The sequence below is a fragment of the Cytobacillus sp. Hz8 genome (genome assembly GCF_042263505.1).
In the GTDB taxonomy this organism is placed as follows: domain Bacteria; phylum Bacillota; class Bacilli; order Bacillales; family Cytobacillaceae; genus Bacillus_BE.
This window is the reverse complement of sequence record NZ_JBHKFI010000027.1, coordinates 25,550-46,697: the sequence shown is the minus strand read 5'-3', so window position 1 is coordinate 46,697 and position 21,148 is coordinate 25,550. Positions and strand designations below refer to the sequence as shown.

The 21,148-nt window shown below is 37.1% G+C and carries 17 protein-coding genes; all 17 read right to left on the bottom strand.

Going from position 1 to position 21,148, the window contains the following annotated elements; all coding sequences use genetic code 11:
- Nucleotides 1-353: 353 nt before the first annotated feature.
- The 17 genes from hslO to mfd all read right to left on the bottom strand — a co-directional run bounded on the left by hslO (nucleotide 354) and on the right by mfd (nucleotide 21,065).
- A complete protein-coding gene (gene hslO, locus ACE38V_RS21680; RefSeq protein ID WP_375844643.1) occupies nucleotides 354-1,238 on the bottom strand; it encodes an Hsp33 family molecular chaperone HslO in 885 nt (294 codons plus the stop codon).
- Nucleotides 1,239-1,263: 25 nt separating this feature from the next.
- Entirely contained in the window at nucleotides 1,264-2,043 is a 780-nt protein-coding gene (locus ACE38V_RS21675; RefSeq protein ID WP_375844641.1) for a type III pantothenate kinase, read from the bottom strand.
- A 161-nt stretch (nucleotides 2,044-2,204) separates the two neighbouring features.
- Nucleotides 2,205-4,205, bottom strand: a complete 2,001-nt coding sequence (gene ftsH / locus ACE38V_RS21670; protein ID WP_375844639.1) for an ATP-dependent zinc metalloprotease FtsH — start codon at nucleotides 4,203-4,205, stop codon at nucleotides 2,205-2,207.
- 140 nt (nucleotides 4,206-4,345) lie between these two features.
- Complete coding sequence (gene hpt / locus ACE38V_RS21665; protein WP_375844637.1) at nucleotides 4,346-4,891, bottom strand: hypoxanthine phosphoribosyltransferase; 546 nt, start codon at nucleotides 4,889-4,891, stop codon at nucleotides 4,346-4,348.
- Complete coding sequence (gene tilS / locus ACE38V_RS21660) at nucleotides 4,881-6,299, bottom strand: tRNA lysidine(34) synthetase TilS (RefSeq protein WP_375844635.1); 1,419 nt, start codon at nucleotides 6,297-6,299, stop codon at nucleotides 4,881-4,883. The genes hpt and tilS overlap by 11 nt, the downstream gene beginning before the upstream one ends.
- Nucleotides 6,300-6,493: 194 nt before the next feature.
- Complete coding sequence (locus tag ACE38V_RS21655; RefSeq protein WP_375844665.1) at nucleotides 6,494-7,486, bottom strand: serine/threonine protein kinase; 993 nt, start codon at nucleotides 7,484-7,486, stop codon at nucleotides 6,494-6,496.
- Nucleotides 7,455-8,192, bottom strand: coding sequence for a vWA domain-containing protein (locus ACE38V_RS21650; protein ID WP_375844633.1), 738 nt, complete (start codon nucleotides 8,190-8,192; stop codon nucleotides 7,455-7,457). Before ACE38V_RS21650 ends, ACE38V_RS21655 begins: the two co-directional genes overlap by 32 nt.
- 92 nt (nucleotides 8,193-8,284) lie before the next feature.
- On the bottom strand, nucleotides 8,285-10,762 hold the full coding sequence (gene spoIIE / locus ACE38V_RS21645; protein WP_375844631.1) for a stage II sporulation protein E: 2,478 nt from the start codon (nucleotides 10,760-10,762) through the stop codon (nucleotides 8,285-8,287).
- A gap of 313 nt (nucleotides 10,763-11,075) precedes the next feature.
- Nucleotides 11,076-11,537 carry a S1 domain-containing RNA-binding protein gene (locus tag ACE38V_RS21640; protein WP_375844629.1) on the bottom strand — a complete coding sequence of 154 codons (462 nt, stop codon included), beginning with the start codon at nucleotides 11,535-11,537 and terminating at the stop codon, nucleotides 11,076-11,078.
- An 87-nt stretch (nucleotides 11,538-11,624) separates the two neighbouring features.
- Nucleotides 11,625-12,020, bottom strand: a complete 396-nt coding sequence (locus tag ACE38V_RS21635; protein WP_375844628.1) for an FtsB family cell division protein — start codon at nucleotides 12,018-12,020, stop codon at nucleotides 11,625-11,627.
- A gap of 45 nt (nucleotides 12,021-12,065) precedes the next feature.
- Nucleotides 12,066-12,665: a spore cortex biosynthesis protein YabQ gene (yabQ, locus tag ACE38V_RS21630; protein WP_375844626.1), complete on the bottom strand. Its 600-nt coding sequence runs from the start codon at nucleotides 12,663-12,665 to the stop codon at nucleotides 12,066-12,068.
- On the bottom strand, nucleotides 12,662-12,964 hold the full coding sequence (yabP, locus tag ACE38V_RS21625; protein WP_375844624.1) for a sporulation protein YabP: 303 nt from the start codon (nucleotides 12,962-12,964) through the stop codon (nucleotides 12,662-12,664). Before yabP ends, yabQ begins: the two co-directional genes overlap by 4 nt.
- Nucleotides 12,965-13,088: 124 nt before the next feature.
- Nucleotides 13,089-13,346 carry an RNA-binding S4 domain-containing protein gene (locus tag ACE38V_RS21620; protein ID WP_375844663.1) on the bottom strand — a complete coding sequence of 86 codons (258 nt, stop codon included), beginning with the start codon at nucleotides 13,344-13,346 and terminating at the stop codon, nucleotides 13,089-13,091.
- A 43-nt stretch (nucleotides 13,347-13,389) separates the two neighbouring features.
- The gene (gene yabN / locus ACE38V_RS21615) at nucleotides 13,390-14,850 is read right to left on the bottom strand and encodes a bifunctional methyltransferase/pyrophosphohydrolase YabN (RefSeq protein WP_375844623.1); all 1,461 of its coding nucleotides are present in this window, start codon (nucleotides 14,848-14,850) and stop codon (nucleotides 13,390-13,392) included.
- Entirely contained in the window at nucleotides 14,847-16,469 is a 1,623-nt protein-coding gene (locus ACE38V_RS21610) for a putative polysaccharide biosynthesis protein (RefSeq protein WP_375844621.1), read from the bottom strand. The genes yabN and ACE38V_RS21610 overlap by 4 nt, the downstream gene beginning before the upstream one ends.
- Nucleotides 16,470-16,815: 346 nt before the next feature.
- Nucleotides 16,816-17,352 carry a stage V sporulation protein T gene (gene spoVT, locus ACE38V_RS21605; protein WP_375844619.1) on the bottom strand — a complete coding sequence of 179 codons (537 nt, stop codon included), beginning with the start codon at nucleotides 17,350-17,352 and terminating at the stop codon, nucleotides 16,816-16,818.
- 176 nt (nucleotides 17,353-17,528) lie between these two features.
- Complete coding sequence (mfd, locus tag ACE38V_RS21600) at nucleotides 17,529-21,065, bottom strand: transcription-repair coupling factor (protein WP_375844617.1); 3,537 nt, start codon at nucleotides 21,063-21,065, stop codon at nucleotides 17,529-17,531.
- Nucleotides 21,066-21,148: the final 83 nt, after the last annotated feature.

Below are 21,148 nucleotides of genomic sequence, written 5' to 3'. Positions count from 1 at the left end.
TTTTCTGAAAAATATTTTTCCCTCCAATGATTCAAAGGAGATCCTCAAACACCTTCACATAAAGAAAACTCGCCGATTGGCAAGCCTTCAGGCGAAGGCAGAGGCGAAGGCAGAGGCGTAGTTCACCGAAAAAAGAAAAACACTTTTTTCGGCTGCGAAGCTCTCTCGGAAGCCTCCCTTTGTGCACTTATACTTTATTCCTAAAATTGGCCTCTACGTTGAATTTTCATCACAGCTGCCAATTTATACTTTCTTTAAGTATAAAAATAAATGGAGTTTGCTTCTGATAAGTTTTCGCATTATCAAAAACCAAACTCCATAAAGATTAACTCTCAAAAGGAATCTAATTCACTTTAATTCCCTTTTGCTTCTTCTTTTAGTTGTTCCAATTCTTCTTTTGTGAAATGATAAATTTCATTACAAAAATGGCACTGTGCCTCTGCCTTGCCATCCTCTTCAATCATATCCTCAATCTCGTCTTTCCCAAGACTAATAATGGCATTAGCAAAACGTTCTTTTGAACAGGTACAACTAAAGGCCACTGGCATTTTCTCTAATATTTTTACATTTTCTTTTCCTAAAAGCTCAAAAAGTAGTTCTTCAGGGGTTAACCCTTTTTCAATTAATTTAGAAACAGGTGGTATAGTTTTCAAATGATTTTCAATTTCCGTAATCGTTTCATCCTCTGTTCCTGGCATTAATTGAATAATAAATCCTCCTGCAGCTAAAATACTATTATCCGGATTAACCAAAACTCCAACACCAACAGAAGAAGGGACCTGTTCAGATGTCACAAAATAATAAGTGAAGTCTTCCCCCAATTCACCAGATACAATTGGTACCTGACCTGTAAAGTAATCCCTTAACCCAATATCTTTAACGACTGATAACATGCCGGAGGTTCCGACAGCTCTTCTTACATCTAATTTACCGTGCTCATTTAGATCAAAATGTGTTTGTGGGTTAGTCACATACCCTCTAACCTCTCCTTTGGCGTTACTATCGACCAAAATTGCCCCAATAGGACCTCCACCTTCAATTTTGACCGTTAATTTATCCTCACCTTGTAGCATGGCCCCCATCATCACAGTGGCTGACATCGCTCTTCCCAGTGCAGCTGAAGCCGTTGGCCAAGTATAATGGCGTCTTTGAGCTTCTCCAATTGTTTCGGTGCTACGAACCGCATATGCACGAACCTGACCATTATATGCTATGGCTTTAACTAAATAATCGCTCATTCAATTTCTCCTTTTATTCTTCAAATTAATGCTTCATATTCTCTTTGTTCCGTTTATAAATTAGTTTTAATCCCTTTAATGTTAGTAGTGGGTCTACCACATCAATGACATCAGACTCATGAGCAATAAGATTTGCTAAGCCACCTGTTGCCACCACCATCGGCTTCTCCCTACTTTGCACCTTCATTCGTTTAACAATTCCTTCAACCTGTCCAACATAACCGTAAAGAATTCCAGACTGCATGGCAGAGACTGTATTCTTTCCAACAATATGATCCGGCCTTGCTATTTCAATCCGAGGAAGCTTTGCTGCTCTTGAATATAAAGCCTCAGTTGAAATATTGATTCCTGGGGCAATCGCTCCACCCATATATTGTTTTTCTTCATTTACATAACAATAAGTTGTCGCTGTACCAAAATCGACAATAATCAATGGACTGCCATATTCATGAATAGCCGCCACAGCATTCACGATACGATCGGCCCCAACCTCTCTTGGATTTTCATATTTTATATTTAAACCTGTTTTTATTCCTGGGCCAACAATTAGCGGTTTTATATGGAAGTATTTTTCACACATTCTTTCAATCGCAAACATGATAGGAGGAACCACTGATGAAATAATAATACCATCAATATCTTCAAAAGTTAGGTTTCCATGCTCAAATAGAGACCGAATAATCATTCCATATTCATCTTCTGTTTTATGGCGATTCGTTTCGATCCGCCAATGATGGATAAGCTCTTCTCCTTTATAAACACCAAGTACAATATTAGTATTTCCAATATCAAAAACAAAGATCATTTATTCTCACCACTTTTTTGATTTTATGAAGACAAATCATACTGCCAACATCATACCATATGTGTGAAAAATCATCGAATTAGAATTAACATGATTGTAACAACATTTCTATATAAGAAAAGAGATACTCGGCAATGAGTATCTCTTTTAATGACATTCCATTAAAGGCTCTTATCATCATCAGAAGAAGATTTAGTGGAACTATTTGTTTCATCAGTAATTTCTTCTGAAGCCTCAATTGGGCTCTCATTTAAATCTTCAGCTTTTTTACTATTGATATTAACCTTAACGTCATCAGAATCGCTATTGACATTTTCAACATTTCCTTTTTCAGAAGCAGGAGGCATTGTACCATAATCAGCTAAATGTCTAATTTGTTCTGCATTTAACGTTTCCACTTCAAGTAATGTCTTCGCAATAAGATCCAGTTTGTCACGATTTTCAGTCAGAATTTTTCTTGCTTTTTCGTAACATTCTTTGATAAAACTTTGAATTTCTAAGTCAATTTCATATGCAATAGCATCTGAATAATTTTGCTCATTATTAATATCACGGCCTAGGAATACTTGACCTTGAGTATGACCGAACTGCAATGGTCCAAGCTTATCGCTCATACCATATTCAGTAACCATTTTGCGAGCAATTCCTGTTGCTCTTTGGAAATCGTTATGTGCTCCTGTACTTACTTCACCAAAAACGATTTCTTCAGAAACACGGCCACCCAGTAGCCCTGTAATCTTATCAAGCAATTCTGGCTTAGTCATGAAATAACGATCTTCTTTTGGTAGCATTACTGCATATCCGCCGGCTTGACCACGAGGAACGATCGTAACCTTATGGACCATATCTGCTTCATCGAGAATTAAGCCAATAACTGTGTGTCCAGCTTCGTGGAAAGCCACAATATTTCTTTCCTTTTTGGAAATAACACGGCTCTTTTTCGCTGGACCAGCGATGACCCGATCCGTCGCTTCGTCGATATCTTCCATTTCAATTTTCTTCTTATTTTGTCGAGCAGCTACTAACGCCGCCTCATTTAATAAGTTTTCTAAATCAGCTCCTGAGAAACCTGGGGTTCTCATGGCAATATTTTTAAGATTAACCTGCTCATCCAACGGCTTATTGCGTGCATGAACCTGAAGTACAGCCTCACGTCCATTGACATCAGGGCGATCGACCGTAATTTGTCTGTCAAATCGACCAGGACGTAATAACGCAGGGTCTAGAATATCTGGACGGTTCGTAGCAGCAATAATAATGATCCCTTCATTTGCGCCAAATCCATCCATTTCAACTAGCAATTGGTTAAGAGTTTGTTCACGTTCATCGTGTCCTCCTCCGAGTCCCGCACCACGTTGACGACCGACTGCGTCAATTTCATCAATGAAAATAATACATGGGGCATTTTTCTTTGCTGTTTCAAATAAATCACGTACACGGGAAGCCCCAACCCCAACAAACATTTCAACAAAGTCAGAACCACTGATTGAGAAGAAAGGAACTCCAGCCTCACCTGCAACAGCACGGGCAAGCAACGTTTTACCTGTCCCTGGAGGACCAACTAATAAAACACCCTTAGGAATACGAGCTCCTAATTCGGCAAATTTTCGTGGATCTTTTAAGAATTCAACAACCTCTACAAGCTCCTGTTTTTCTTCATCTGCACCAGCAACATCTTTAAAACGAACTTTTTTCTTTTCATCGTTGTAAAGTCTCGCTTTGCTTTTTCCAAAATTCATCACTCGGCTTCCGCCGCCTTGAGCTTGATTTAAAAGGAAGAAGAAAAGGATAAAAATAATAACAAAAGGAATGATGGAGGTGAAAAATGTCACCCATCCGCTTGTTTCCTTTGCTGGGTTAATAGTTACTTCTGCTTTTTCTGCTAATTTTTCAATTCGTTGAATTGAAGAATCATTGTCGTACACATAAGTGATAAATTGTTCACCTTTTTCATATCCTTCAAGTTCACCCCGTACCTCGTATACCCCTCGTACAGGCTGCAATGAAATGGACTTAACATCTCCACTTTCCAAATGGCTAATAAATTTATCATATGTTATATGTTTTGTCGGCTCATTGTTACCGTTGAAAAAGCTTACAACGCCAATGATGACAAGAAAAATTAATAAATAAAAGATGGTATTACGGAAGATCCGATTCATCCCTTACCTCCTCCCACGATCAAAAACTATACTAAATAGTATCATAGAAAATCATATCAGTACAAGAAATTGCACTTGTAATTAATGCAAATCCTATTTGAAAAAAATACAGCCTGATAATACTTCTTACTTATTTTATTTTAAATGTTGTCACTGTATACTTCCGGTTTTAAAATCCCGATATATGGAAGATTACGATATTTTTCAGCATAATCTAAACCATAACCAACAACAAATGCATCTGGAACTTGGAAGCCAACATAATCTGCCTTTATGTCAACCTTTCTTCCAGTCGGTTTGTCCAGTAAAGTAACAATTTTAATTGATTTCGCCTTTCTGTATCGGAAAAGTTCGACTAAGTAGCTAAGAGTTAAGCCACTATCAATAATATCCTCAATAATTAATAAATTACGACCTTCAACTGAAGTATCTAAATCCTTGATGATTTTTACTTCACCAGAAGAAACCGTTGAATTTCCATAGCTGGATACATCCATAAAATCCATTTCAAGGTAACAATCTACCCGTTTTAATAAATCAGCCATAAATGGCATTGCACCCTTTAATACTCCAATAGCTAATGGGAATTTATCTTGATACTCATCCGTCAATTGCCCAGCTAGTACCTTTATTTTCTCTTGAATTTCCTCTTCCGCGATTAAAACCTTTTCAATATCATTTTTCATTTCTTTGTGCCCCCCTAGAAGATCCATGCTTAATATATTTTAAACGTATGTACCGATTACTAGAATTCCCCACAAAAGGATGGTTCGCCTTTTTCAATCCTGGAATCCAGAGAATTTGATTCGAATAATCCGTTACAACAGGCCAGCTATTTCGCTCCTGAACCGGAACCTTTTGTTCGATAAAAAGGTTTTTTAGTTTTTTTGTCCCGGTCATGCCTTTAAGAGTCATTCTATCTCCTTTTTCTCTAGATCGAATGATAATGGGCAAGGAAATTTCTAGATTTAATTTTAATGTATATAAGTCTTTGTCATCGCATTCTTCATCAGCATAAACCATTTCGAATCTAGCTCCATTTGGCAATAGGTATGAGCCGGTCTTAGAGATTTCAATCCTATAGGGCTCTGCCTCTTGAAGACCAAAAAGAAATTGGCATTCATCATATGACCGAACGATTTTTAATCCATTTGGAAAATCCAATATACCTGAAGGATGTGGATTTGTGATTAATACAAAAACTTGGTCAATATGTATAGCGGATAAAGATGCAGGTTTTTCCTTATATAGATATTTTAATATTAGTTGAATACCTCTCCTTTGTAAAGGCATTGGTAATGCTAGAAAATCCTTTATTCCTATCACTATTTTACCCTGTTCTTGCACTTTCATTACCTTACTCATTTCCTGAATGGATAATTGCTGAAGAAAATCTTCATCACTACTCAACTCGTCACTAAAACGTTCAAATTGTAAATGAACTTGAGGGTTTTCCTGATGCAAGAATGGTAAAACTTGATGTCTAAAGCGATTTCTACTATATTCAAGCGTATCATTACTTGGATCTCTTCTAGGGTTTAGCTCATAATAGGTACAATAAGCTTCAATCTCTACTCGGGACAAACACAAAAAGGGGCGGAAAATATAGCCTGTATTAAAAGTCCGAGCAAAAGGAATACCAGCCCTTGCCTTTCCTGTACTTCCTCTTGTCAATCTCATTAGAATGGTTTCTACCTGGTCATCCCCATGATGCCCTAATGCCAGATAATCAATCTTGTTGTTGACAAAAACTTCTGCAAAAAACTGATACCGACATTCTCTTGCTGCAACCTCCGAACTTAATCCCGTCTGTTCCATATATTGTGGAACATCGACCTGTTTCATTTCAAAAGCAATATTTCTTATTTTACAAAACTCTTGAACAAAAAGTGCCTCTTCATAAGACTCCTCCCCTCGAAACATATGGTCAACATGAGCTGCAAAAATCTCAATATTCCACTTCTTCTGATTCTTCCACAATAAATGGAGAAGCGCTAAAGAATCCGGACCCCCTGAAACCCCAACCAATACTCTAGAATTTTCAATATGAAATTTTTTTTGATGCAAGAAATTCTCAACTTTTTTTCCAATCATATGCTTCTTCCTTAATGGCTAATTTCTTTTATATCCATTTCATAATGGTTGGTTTAAGCTTACCACTAATCACTATTATCCATCAAAACTTAGTACAGTATTGATAAAAAATAAAAAGAAGCATTGATGATTCCTGCATTTTATCTCAAGTAATACGATTTAATAGGCAAAAGGTTTCATTTGAAGAGCATTTTTTATAAAATTTGCTCGTAAATATAGAGAAAATATAAAAATGAAATAATCATCAAAATAATAAAGGACTCGATAATTCCTTTTTTCCTTCTTTTCTTTTTATTTATTCTTCTCCCTACCATCGTCCCCTTTGCACTTGTTGGCTTGTTCCGCATCTTTTGCCGTGTTTTGCTTTCCTGATTTCCAGCTAATTGGAAACTAAATAGTTCCAGCATGTCGTCCCTCATCTGTTTAGCACTTTGATAATGACCCTCTAGTGCCTGAATAAGAATTTTTTCGAATTTTTGTAATTCTGGCTTCTGTTGGATTAATGGTTTAAGTTGCTTCATCCCACCTGTCGTTTTAGAAAAACGTTTCGGGTACGCAGTATTTATCATAATCATCCCAACGGCAAAGAGATCATAAGAAGGTTCTGCTTTCCGGCTACCCATACCCCAATAACCGCGATCATAAAACTCGGTAAACTCCTTTATCGCTCGTCCTTGTATCGTTGTTCCACCAACATCGATACATCGAATCTTTGAAGGAGGTCCTGTTACAATTAAATTTTCTGGCTTTAAATCCCCAAAAATCCAACCATTATGATGCATGCTTTCCAAATCTGAAAGCAGTTGTAAAATTAATACCCCCGTCCAGGCATAACCTCTTTTCCTCACAAAGGTTAATAAATCCGGACCATGGATATATTCCATTACATAGAAAGGAATCTTCTTATCACCCTTTTCCCAATCATCAACATCAATCAAAGAAGGCCCGAGGGTATACCCTTGGACCTTTTGAAAGGATTTCAGAACATTAACCTCGGATGTTATGGCCATTCCATTATCACTTATTTTCAAAGCAACCTGCCTATTCTGAAATTGAACTAAATAGACGATCCCATTCGCCCCTGAACCAAGTACGTTTTGAACGGTGTATCGATTTTTATGCCATTTTCCTTCAATGATTGTTCCAGGAATAATATTAGACAGACTCTTCGAAGAACTGTTCATCATCACGAGATAGCAAGCTCCTTAATGATCTTTTTTTCTTAAAATAGGTTAATGCTTCACGAATAGCTGGACCTGTAGGAGTCGTACCACCGGTCGTTAATTTAGGGAAAATACTTCGGAGTGATTCAAGCTTTGGTGTCCATTCCAGCAATTTTTCGACATCATTCTTTTTCCCGGGAAATACAAAGACCGAGAACCGATTATCGCCACTACGTGCATTTAAGCTTAGGGAAAGGTCTAATAAGGCTTCTTTTACTGTGGACAATTTAGGTTTCATACTTCCGCTTGTATCGACAAGAATCAACACCTCTAATTCCACCTTTTCCCCTAATTCATCAACGACCTCCATTACCTCCCCTCTTTTTTCAGGAGGCAAGTCTTCCACTGTTTTTGAACCACCAAGAATTTGTTGAAGCTCACGATTGACCACACCTTGAAGGGTTTGCGTCATAGCCTTTCTTGTCACCATTTGCACTGTTTGAGAGAGTTGAGTCGCAAAAACGACTTGGCTCACCCCTCCACCAGACAACGCAATTTCTTCAATTTCATTCATTCCATTATCATCAATGACATCATGGTCCATCACTCCGATGACGTTCACAGTAATCCCTTGTTCCTTCGCAAGTGCTGCCATTGCAACTGGATCCTCTCCTTGATTTGAGCAACCATCCGTGATTAGTAAAATTTGCTTTAATGTTCCTGTTTTCATTTACTCCCCTCCAATTTGTAAATTGTTAACATTTTCGACGTGTTAGGGATGATTTATACATATCTTCAAAGCTTCTTGCTGAAAATAATTAATTAGTTCGCTTTTTGATGATATTTATGAATGGGGATGGTTGCCCATTTAGGAGTATTATGTTTAATCTTAGACACTACGACCGTCATATCATCCTCAATATTTCCTGCTCCCCCTCTTATAACCTCCTCCATAATTAAATCAGCAATTTCTTGAGGATCATCCGTTTTTAACTCCTGAATTTTCCTCTTCATCCACAAATCATAATTTTCAACATGCTTTGGTCCCTCAAACACGCCATCACTCATCATAATTAAAACATCTCCAGCTTTTAGCTGCTCTCCAACTACATCCACTTCAAACTCCTCCAAAATTCCCATCGGTAAATTACCTGCTTGAATCTTAATAACTTTATTTCCTCTTTTTATAAAGCTGGGGGATGAGCCAATTTTCAAAAATTTCGCACTAGCATTCTGCAAATCAATCATTGCTAAATCTAGAGTCGAAAAGATCTCATCCGTTGTTCTTAAGGACAAGACGGAGTTTACTGATTTAATCGCCACCTTTTCATCTATTCCCGATTGCATGATTTTCTTCAAAAGCTTCAAAGTTTCATTGCTTTCAATATGGGCTCGTTCTCCATTGCCCATTCCGTCACTAATAGCAATCGCATACTTTCCACCACCAAGTTCAATCATCGAATAGCTATCCCCTGAAACAAAACCTCCATCCTTTGCCGCATGCGCAACCCCAGTTAACACTGTAAAGGCTTTCGCAGATCGAAAAGTTGCGCAGCATACTCCTCCTAGTACCGAGTTATATTCCTCCTTGCTTACAATGATTGTTTCTCCTAATATATCTGAAAGGACTGGAGCAATCAGTTTTTCACTTTCTCCATGGCCCTGGTAATAAGGAATCGTAATCTCGATATCAACATTCCCCTGTTCGAGATTATAAATTTCTACGTTTTCAATCTCTACTCCAAATTCCTGTAATGCTTCTAAAATTAATTCTTCCTGTTTATAATGATTTTCTCTTTCCCTTTGGATTTCCTTTGCAAAATCACCCATTATCTTAGATACACCTAATAATTGATCAGCTACCAATCTTCTGCTTTCTCTAACCTGTTGTTTTAACTTTTGATTTGCTTGAAAGAAGGTAAGCTCTTGATGAATCGCATTTGTCACTTTTTTTGCTTTTGTACAATGCTTGTCCCATTCTCTAGTCAGCTTATGCGGAATTGTTCCATCATGTTGATCCATTTCGTTAATAATCTCTCGCATATAGTCATATGTTGTATCAAAGTTCCTTGACCAACAATGTTCTTTTTTAAAACAGTTTTGACATGTTTTCGCAGTTACATTGCTTAAGAAATAGTCCAATTCCTTTTCTCGGTCATATTCATGGAGTGTCTCATCGAAAGAAGAAAAACTATTGGAAAGGGCATGAAAAACGTTGGAAAATTGCTCTACTCTTTGTGAGGTTACATCGCGCATTTTTCTCATATATTGCTGCTGTTCAGCTGAATATTCTGGCGTCCCAGGGATATATTTCGCCATTTTTGAGGTAAACACTTGAGGAGTTAATAAAAAAATGAGAATTGCCGCCGTTGATTCAAGCACTGTCTTTAATAAACCCCCACTCCCACCTCCATACATACCAATTAATAAAGTTGCTACAAGCAAACCGATTGATACACCAACCTTCCTCCCCTCTCTTAAAAGTCCTCCCAAGAGTCCAGAAAATGCAAGTAGACTCATATGGTTTAAGCTCGAGACATTTGCAAGGCTAAAAATGAGTCCTGTCACAACACCAACAGTTGATCCCACGGTGGCTCCTGCTACAAAAGAGAATAATAAAACTAGATACCTTGACATAATATGTTCTATGGAGAGATCATATACGGACCATCCAATCGTACCCGTCATAATGGAGGCGAGCATAATGATTAAACAGACAATCTCTTCCGTTTTCAGCGATTGCTTTCGTTTACTAATCATTAAAAATGGAATGCTTTGCAAAAAAATAAAAGTCAAAATAAACCCTAAACTAGCTTCAACGCTTGCCATCATGCCATCATATAAAGTAATTTGGTCGGTTAAAAGGAATGGTTCTACTAATTTTCCTAATAGAATTGTGGAAAAGACAATAAAAGGCATGACCTTCATTTCCTTTTCCGTAGAGTTTTTCATGAATTTTGATAGGACCAAAAATATGAGGCAAATGGCAAAAGTAGAAACCGCATCTGTCATAGATAACGTAGTTGCCCCCGCTACTAGACCAATCAATGCCAAAGGTGCTTTGTCTCTCCTAATAAAATATACAGCTGCAAAAAATGGGAGAGTGAATGGAGTAAGTTTTGATAAGATTAAAGCCCGTCCAAGTAAGAAACCAATGATTAAAAGAATGTACCCTTTTTTAATAAAAAAAGTTTCAAGCTTTAATAGAAATCTCTGCATACTATTAGCCAACTCTACCTTTGTGCTTGAAAAATCTACTTCTCCAAGAGGCTCGATCATGTTCCTCTCTACCTTTTCCATTTAACCACACACCCTTTTTCAGTAGTATTTCTGATTATTATAAGGGGATGTTTGATAAAAGTTTGTCAAAATTGCGGACAAGCCATTAAGTTTTGTTCGACGCATTTCACCTTAATCCACGAAAAGGGAACAAATTTTCTATTTCTCCATTTGATAAAAATTGGAAAATTCTTGATTTAATCACTTTTCCCATAAAAACATTTTTCAACAATTTTCACAAAATGTTCAAATCTTTTTAAAAAAATAAAGCAAACCAATCTTTATTGGTTTGCTTTTGAATAAACCCGCTATTTATATAATAATCAGCAGCAAGTTAACCTCTTCTAGCTCCTCTTCCGCCACGTTTTGATTCCGTGTTGCGTTTTAAAGATGACAGACGATCTTCACTATCCTTTAAGAACCTTGCCATCTTTGTCTCGAAGTTTTCTTTTACAGGACGACTATCATTTCCTCTACCCTGGCGTGGGCGACCAGAGTTCCCTCTGTAATCACTTCTCCCACTTCTCTCAGGCCTTTCAGATCTCTCGGGTCTTTCCGGTCTGTCTTTTGCTTTTTTGATTGATAGGCCAATCTTTCCATCCTTTTCAACATTGATGACCTTAACTTCTACTTGGTCCCCAACTTTAAGATGTTCATTAATATCTTTAACATAATTATCTGCGACTTCACTGATGTGAACAAGACCGGTTGAGCCATCCGGCAGCTCCACAAATGCTCCGAAATTAGTAATGCCTGTTACTTTTCCCTGTAACTTGCTGCCTACTTCAATTGACATAAAAAAAATGTTCCTCCTTAAAGGTATATAAAAAATTAACTTATACTATATTATACAGAATGAAAAAAAAGAGTGTCAATAAGCCAACTATTCAGATATATTTTCCTTTTCATTATCCTCAGGAAGATTAAAGATAATTTCCCCCTTTTTTGATAAAAAATAATCTTTTCTTGCCAGCTTTGCTATGTATTCATCGTCATTTAGCTTTACAACTTCCTCCTTCAAATCATTCTCTTGACCTTTTAAATCCTTTAATTCCTTATCTAATTGTGCCTTTTGAGATTGCATACGATCTATCGTATAGGATTGCGAAATGAGTGAGGAAATCATAAAATATGATAAAATAGCAACTAAAACAAAAAACACCGATAATCTCCTTACAACTCGCTTTTTCCTCTTAGCTGTATATGCTTCTTCCTTCTCTTGCTGTCTCACATAGTTTGTTTGGATTTTGGAAATGTTCCGTTTCCTAATTGCACTCATTTACGCACCCCCCTTACAAAAAAACGATAAAAGTAATGTGTGCTACTACTTAATTATTTTCTTTATTTTAAGAAAAAATCCTGCCACTTTATTATATAACTTCTCGACGAAATTTTTAATACCTTTCGGCAAATTATTCCATAGTAACAGAAAGAGCCATTTTATCGGCTTTAAGGCAATTCTTATTATATATAGTAAGGTCCTTATTATAAAACGAACAAGAGTATAAAGACCCTTTCCTAGAATAATGATAAGTGAGATAACCGCCATTATCAATGAATATATTGGTTTATACACCAAATTGAGGAATATTTTCACAATAAAACGATAAATCACGACAATTGTTGAGATGACAATTCTTAGTACATGCAAATAAAGCTGTTTAAAAAAACTTTGATAGGCAGCAAAACCGCATAATAGGGCTAAGAAAATATAAAACCTTAATTCACCTTTATTGACCAAAAATAAGATATAAAAAATAATTAATCCTTGAACCGTCCAGAAAAGGATGTCATTAAAGAAAACAATCAAGCCCCGTCTTTTAGGCCTTTGAAGAAAATGATTATACGTATCCAACGCTGCACCGAAACAGCAGCCCATACCAATCATGGATAGCATGGTAAGGAATTGTGTCGAAAGTGTCATCGGAATAATTTGCTAAAAAAGCCTTTAGCTTTCTCCCCATGTTGATCATCTAAATAAATAATTTCAAAGACCTTCCCTTTAATGGAGACAATTCCTTTATCAACATCCAGGTTTTTCATTTGCAAATTTTGACCTCTAATGGACAAAAAACCCATCACAGTTTCAAGAAGAAATTCTTCATTATCAAAGCTCTCTACCTGTTTAACACCTGTAATATCAAGTAATTTTCTCCCTCTCATAATGACGTCATGCTCTTGAACTGGACCTTTTGTTGAATTTGTATCATAGTATTGACTCATGATTATCCCTCACTATCCCTTGTACACCTTTTTGTACATGTTTATGTGGAAATAGGGATAATTAGAACAAGCCATTTTTTCTGATTGTTAGTTAGAATCAATAAAAAGGGATAAAAAAGAGGAATTACTCAACCTTTTCTTCCCCAATAATTGAGTACATTTCTGCTGCATCTTCTTTTTTAGAGGTTTCTTGTAATTTTTCCACCTTCACCGTAACAATCTTTTGCCCAAAACGAATCGTTAAACAATCGCCCACTTTTAAATTGGAACTTGCCTTTGCTTGTACACCATTAATCGCAATTCTCCCTTGGTCAGATACTTCCTTCGCCAAGGTTCTGCGCTTAATTAATCTCGAAACTTTTAAAAATTTATCTAATCGCATGGATTTCACTCACCTTCCTGCTTTCATCAAACATCATAGTAGGTTACATTCCTATACTCTTCGCTTCATCCCAAAACTGATCCAATTCTTCTAGGGTATAATCGGAAAAATCCTTCCCATTTTCATTTACCTTTTGTTCGATAAAAGAAAACCGCCGAATAAATTTTTGATTTGTGGCAAATAAAGCTTCTTCTGGATTGATTTTCATAAATCGTGCAACATTTACCAGAGCAAATAAAATATCGCCGAATTCCTGTAATTGCTGCTGCCTTCGCTCCTTGTTTCCCCACTCAGCCTTAAACTCTTCCATTTCCTCAAGTACTTTATTCCACGCAGGTTCGACCTCATTCCAATCAAATCCTACTTTTGAAGCTTTACTTTGAATTTCACTGGCACGTAAAAGATTAGGAAGACTATAATTTACATCCATTAGAATCGATGGTGTTCCCTCACCTTTTTCAGCTTTTTTTATCTCTTGCCAATTTTTCAAGACATCCTCTTCGTCATTGACAGTTGCCGTACTAAATACATGCGGATGACGGCGAACCATTTTTTCAGACAAGCCTTTAATGATGTCCTCAATGGAAAAATAACCTTCATCCTCCCCTATCTGTGCATGCAGCATGACCTGTAACAAGACATCGCCTAATTCCTCAATCATATGGTCAAAATCTTTTTCCATAATAGCTTCAATCAGTTCATAGCACTCTTCGATTAAATATTTTTTTAAGGAGTCATGGGTTTGTTTCTTATCCCATGGACAGCCATCCGGTCCACGCAGGATGGAAATAATCTCGCGAAGCTTAGAAAATTCACTATATAGAAGCTCCTCTTCTTTAACTGGTGGAATATAGATAGAAGTCAAATTATTTAATCCTACCTCCCGATCCAGCTCATAAAGGGGAATTTTCTTAACAACCTCCTGTTTTGTTCCCGCTGCGGTTACGATATATGTATCGTAATCATAAGGAAGCTTTTCCATAAGGGTTAATTTCACATCAGATGCTACCATTCCATCATATACTTGTCCAATGACGAGATGCTGCTTTAATTGAATTTCATCCCTTTTTAAGCTTGTGGCATCAAGAAGTTGAAATCCTTCGATCGGATCAACTATCACCGCTTGAAATAAGGCATCTAGAAAGCTTTGACCCCCGCCTATTTCAATCTCAATTCCTCTCTTTGGTCCTCGTTCCAATAATAACTGAACCGTCCGCTCCGCAACTATTGGGTGCCCTGGTACAGCATATATAATGGATTCATCCTTTGCTGCAAGTAATAAGGTCTCACTGATTTCCTCATACACAGCTTCAAATGTTTGATGTTTCTCATAAACGTCATCAAATGATTGGTACGAAACCCCTTCTTTCACAAGCTCTTCTATTACCGGGTGCTCCTTTGTGCGTAAATAAATCCGATTTGCACCTACCAATGCTCGATAGACACCTAAGGGTAATTGTTCAATATCTCCTGCACCAAGACCTACTATTGTAATTTTTTTCATTCCTTTTCTTCGCTCCTATTTCGTTTTGGCAATAACCATATCAGTTTGCTCCCTAACGGTAAGAAATATAGTTCCTCTTCTTTAAAGGTACCTCCCTTAAGGGCAACGATTACAAAAACACAACCTCCAAGACAAACAGCACTTAATGCTTGAACAAGAGCTATCATTCTGTCATGTCCAAATTGGTAGAGAAAATCAGTTACTAAAAGATAACAATCCAAAACAAGCTTCATACAAACTGCAGCCACTCCAATCTGAACATATAATTTCCAATTCATTAATGAATCTTGAAAATATTTGCTCAACCGAATATACAATAGGATAAAAATAAATACAAATGACAATACAGAAGCTATCGCTGCACCTAATGTTTGATAAAGCGGAACAAATAAAATATTGAAACCATACTTAACGAAAAATCCACTAACGATCACAATAGCAGGGAAAATTGCATTCCCTAATCCTTGTAAAATCGCCGATAAAGTCATAATCATCGACGCAAATAATATCAAAAATGAAATTATCGCTAAAACATGAGAACCTTGAGTATTCTCAAATAACATGAGATTCGTTGGTTTAATAATAGAATAAAGTCCGACTGTCCCGCCAATACCGACAAAAATGCTAATTTTTAAAGAGAGACGCACCTTATCTAATAATAGCTCTGTCTTATTAGCAAGCTTATCACTTGTGATCATTGGAACTAAAGACAAGGACATCGAAGTCGCCAAAATCGTACCTAGCTGAATCAATGGCTGACCCCTATCATAAATTCCCTTCAATTCCTTGGCTGCCTCTTTTTCCATACCAACATGAACAAGTAAAGAATATAAATTCAAAGAGTCAGCTAATTGCAAGAGGATAAGCAACAAACTACTTATAGAGATAGCGAGTCCTTCCATCAATAATAGCTTTCCAATGACCTTTATCTCATGAAATTGAATGGTTCGAACCATGGATTGAAGATGAATCTTGAACGTCTTTTTCTGATACAGCCAAAAGGATAGTAATACAATAACCGCTGTGCCACTTCCGATTATTGACCCAAAAAAGGCGCCTCCTCCTACCACATAAAGGGAATAGCCATGATAGAGAAGCAAAGGAGAGGCGATTAAGATGGTCGCGACCCGGATTAATTGTTCACTCACTTGTGATACAGCTGTCGGCACCATATTTCCCTCACCTTGAAAAACACCCCTAAAAAGGGAAACAATGGGAAATGACAAAAAGATAAAAGCAATCACTTTTAAGAGAACGGAAAGCTGCGGATCTTTCATTTGCAAAGCAATCCAATCAGAACCAAAAAAAACAACTAAAAACATACCTAACCCGAATAGAGATAGGAGTAGAGCTGTAATAAAAATAAGTTTTTTTAATTCTGTCCGATCCTTATGATTCCCATATTCAATATACAGCTTAGAAATTACAACTGGGAACCCATACGTTGCCAAAGACAAAGCAAAACCATAAAAGGGATAGACTTGCTGATAAATATAAAAACCTACATCCCCTACTATATTTTGAAAAGGGACCCGATAAACAGCACTTAATATTTTTGTTAAAAGGGCTGCGATGGTTAAAATGAAGGTTCCTTTAAATACTTGATTCGAATAATTCATAGGGCTTATCGCCCAACTCCTTCCAGAGTAAAGATTCCACCGTATTATAGCACAGATATCAGGACCCTTTTCATAAAATAAAGAAAACTCGCCGATTAGCGAGCCCTCAGGTAAAGACAAAGGCATGGTTCTCTGAAAAAAAACGCCTTTTGCGGCTGAGAAGCGTTACTCGGAAGCTTCCCTCATGCATTTATTCTCCTAAAATGGGCCTCTACGTAAAATATTAAAATGACTGTTGCCAATTTAAACTTTTTTACAGTATAAAAAAGGCAGCACTTCGGCCACCCCTTTTAGATAATTCTTATTCATACTTTGATGAGGGGTAGCATGCTCGCTTCCCAAACCATTATGATTCCATTTGTCTTGCCAAAAATCCTGCTGCTGTCTCTACTGCCTTTTGCTCCACATCTCCAAGAGTTGCCTCCTTGGCGAAAATGATAACAGCACCAATCGGATCTCCATTCGCAATAATTGGACCAGCCGTATAAGATGAAATCGATTCACTCTGTCCATCAACTAAGGAAACCTCATCCTGCTGATTGATGAGAACAGAATTCCGATCTTCCATCGTTTTTTCTACGGTTTCGCTAATATTTTTATTCAAATAATCCTTTTTTGAGCTGCCAGCAACGGCTATATACGTATCTCGATCACAAATTAGTACTGGATTTCCAAGGCTGTCAAAAAGGGCCTCTGCATATTCCTTTGCAAAATCACTTAACTCGCTAATTGGAGAATATTTCTTTAATATGACCTCACCATCGCGATCCACGAAGATTTCTAAAGGATCCCCTTCACGGATTCGCAATGTTCTACGAATTTCCTTTGGAATTACGACACGACCCAAATCATCGATACGACGAACAATACCAGTTGCTTTCATCTAACGTTGCCTCACTTTCATATGATGATTGATTTGGCGATGTTCTAGTTAAGCAATTTGTAATCATCGCCGTATTTGAAATTAGTATCTTTCATATGGAAAGTTCTATACACATTCAATGAATTTTTCTCTTATATCTTATTAATCCCAAAAATGGAAATTTTTACTTCATAATCTTAAGATACTGCTTCCTCTTCCTCTTTTTTCGCCTTTATCAGAAGCTGCAATAATTCAAATGTAACATTAAGCCAATCTCTTATGGACATCCCCCTCGTATGAACAACTAGTTTAAGCTTTTGTCCTTCCATTCCTAAGCCTACTACTCTACTGTACTTACTAGTAATCGTGAAGATTTTTTCGCCATCTATTTTTGCTGTCCCTTTTTCAGATAGTAGAATCGTGACTTCATTTTTAACTTGTCTGATCGATTCTATACCGACCTGCATGGCATGGATTTTTAGTTCAGAAATTTGCAATAACAGAGCCACTTGATCAGGATACTCACCAAATCGATCAAGCATTTCTGTTTCTAATTCCTCCATATCATTCATGGAGGAAAGACCTCTAAATCGCTTATACATTTCAATCTTTTGATGGCCATCAGCAATATAAGCATCAGGGATATAAGCATCAAGTTGCAATTCAATTTCCACTGTTTCTTGTTTTTCCTCCGCATGGTCTCCTTTTCGCTCTTCAATAGCATCCTTAAGCATTTGAGAATATAAATCAAACCCAACAGAATCAATAAATCCGTGCTGCTCAGCCCCTAAGAGATTACCGGCACCTCGAATTGACAAATCCCGCATGGCAATTTTAAAGCCAGATCCGAGCTCAGTAAATTCCTTAATGGCTTGAAGGCGTTTTTCAGCCACCTCTGTTAATACCTTATCCTTTTGATAAGTGAAGTAAGCATACGCAACTCGATTAGATCTCCCTACACGCCCACGTAATTGATATAGCTGTGAAAGCCCCATTTTATCAGCATTGCTAACGATCAATGTATTGACGTTAGGAATATCAACACCTGTTTCGATAATTGTAGTACTTACGAGGACATCCGCTTCGCCTTCCAAGAAGGTTAGCATAGAAGTTTCTAATTCATTCTCCGTCATTTTTCCATGAGCAAAGACCACTCTTGCATCTGGAACAAGCATCGAAATTTCTTCCGCTTTTCGTTCAATGTCCTCAACTCGATTGTAGAGGAAATAAACCTGCCCATCTCTTGCAAGTTCCCTCTCTATCGCTTCCCGGACTAAACCGCCGTTATACTCCATCACGTAAGTCTGTACTGGAAAACGATTTTCAGGTGGTGTCTCGATAACAGATAAATCACGAACCCCTAACATGGACATATGAAGGGTCCTTGGAATTGGTGTTGCCGTTAAGGTTAGTACATCGACATTCGTTTTTAACTTCTTTATTTTTTCTTTATGTGTGACGCCGAAGCGTTGTTCTTCATCAATGATTAAAAGCCCTAAATCTCGATAAGATATGTCCTTCGATAGAATACGATGGGTCCCAATAACAATATCTACAGAACCATTTTTTAACCCATTAATCGTTTCGGTTTGCTGTTTTTTGGTTCGAAAACGACTTAATAAACCAATATTGATCGGGTAGTCCTGAAATCTTTCTCTTAATGTTTCATAATGCTGCTGAGCAAGTATAGTGGTTGGCACAAGAAGAGCCACCTGTTTCCCATCTGAAACCGCTTTAAATGCTGCGCGAATCGCAACCTCTGTTTTTCCATATCCAACATCGCCACATAATAAGCGATCCATTGGACGAGGTCTTTCCATATCTTTTTTAATCTCATAAATCGAACGAAGCTGGTCTTCTGTTTCTTGATAAGAGAAGAAGGCCTCAAATTCTCGCTGCATATCTCCATCTGGTGAAAAAGCAAATCCTTTAGCCGCTTCTCTTTCCGCATATAGCTTGATCAGATCATCCGCTATATTCTGAACAGAGGATTGTACTTTTTTCTTTACACGCTGCCAATCACTGCCACCCAATTTGTAAATCTTGGGCTCCTTACCTTCTGAACCAACATACTTTTGGACGAGGTCAATCTGTTCAACGGGAACATAGAGCTTATCATTCCCTTGATAACGAATATGAAGATAATCCTTATGGACCCCATTAATCTCTAAGGTTTCTATTCCTAAATATTTCCCAATTCCATGGTTGACGTGAACAACATGATCGCCAACCTTTAATTCAGAGTAACTCTTAATCCGTTCAGCATTTGATAACTTTTGGCGTCTTGAAACCCGTTTGGTTCTTTTATTAAATAATTCCTCTTCTGTTATAACCGCAATTTTTTGAAGTGGGAGTTCAAATCCTGTTTGTAAGTTCCCTTGCAAGATTTGGACATGACCCTTTAACAGTTCTTGATCATTTTGGATTATAGAGGCTTCAATGCCGTAATCCTCTAACACCCGTTCAAGCTTTTTCACTCGATCTTTATCCGGACCTAAAAAGAGAACAGAATATCTCCCTTTCTGAAAACGATCCAATTCCCCTTTTAACACATTCATTTGGCCGTGGAAATTTTGCATTTGTTTGCAAGTTACATTGATAATATTTTGTGGATTCGTATTAGGAACATGTCGTAAAAATAAGGATAAGTAAACAATTGGATATTGGGAATGGTGGGTGATCTCATGAAGTTGATGAGATAGCTTAATTCCATGGATGATCTGTCCTTCACTTAAAAGACTTGTAAACCACTCCGCTTCTTCCTTCTCTAAAGAATCATTCATTTCCTGAACTCTACTAATTTCATCTATAAAAATAATACTATTACGAGGTAAATAATCTATGATACTATTAGCCTTCTCATATGCTAACGATAGATATTTACTTAGCTGTTCAGGCTTTTGACGATTCGAAAGCTGTTCCAAATCATACGAGATATTTTGCATAAGCTGTGTTTTTGCTTTTTCATCCTTCAGCTTCTTAAGACTATTTGCTAATCCATCTTCTAGGTTTTGATATAACCGATTATAATCTTCCTCTTCAAAAAGGGCTTCGGTTGCTGGACCAATATTTAATTGTTTGATTTTTTCTTTAGAACGTTGATCATCAATCGAAAAGGTACGAATTGATTCTATTTCTGTATCAAATAGTTCAATACGGATTGGGTCCTGTTCAGTTAGAGGATACATATCAATGATTCCGCCTCTAACACTAAACTCCCCTGGTGAGGAAACCAATTCGACACGCTCATAACCCATTTTTACTAATTTCAAAAGCAAGTCATCAGGTTCTACTTCATCCCCAACATTCATGGTTAACTGGTAATTTTTCCAAAGGGAAACAGGTGGCAATAGCTTTCTGAGCCCAGCCATTGGAATAATAATGACCCCGCTTTTTCCATGAGTCAAATAATTTAAAACTTCAATTCTTTGAGCCTTTAATTCAGGACTTGCTATACTTAATTCCGCAGCAATAAGCTCATTTGCCGGATATAAGAAGACTTGATCTTGATTTAAAAGTGTTGAAAAGTCATCATATAGTTTTTGTGCCTGTAACAAATTATGCGTGACAATCAACATCGATTTTCTTGTCTGTTCAAAAATAGACGATAAAAAAACGGCTCGTGAAGATCCAGAGAAGCCAGCTATTAATTGTTCTTTTATCCCTTCTTCAATTCCAGAAATTACTGACTTTGTATCATCCAGTTCTTTAAATAGATGTTTTAATCCCAACATCTTGGTCCCTCCCTTCACACAAAAACAAAAATTATACTATGCTAAAATTGGAAATAGGGTAAATCCCATCATCCGAAAATATA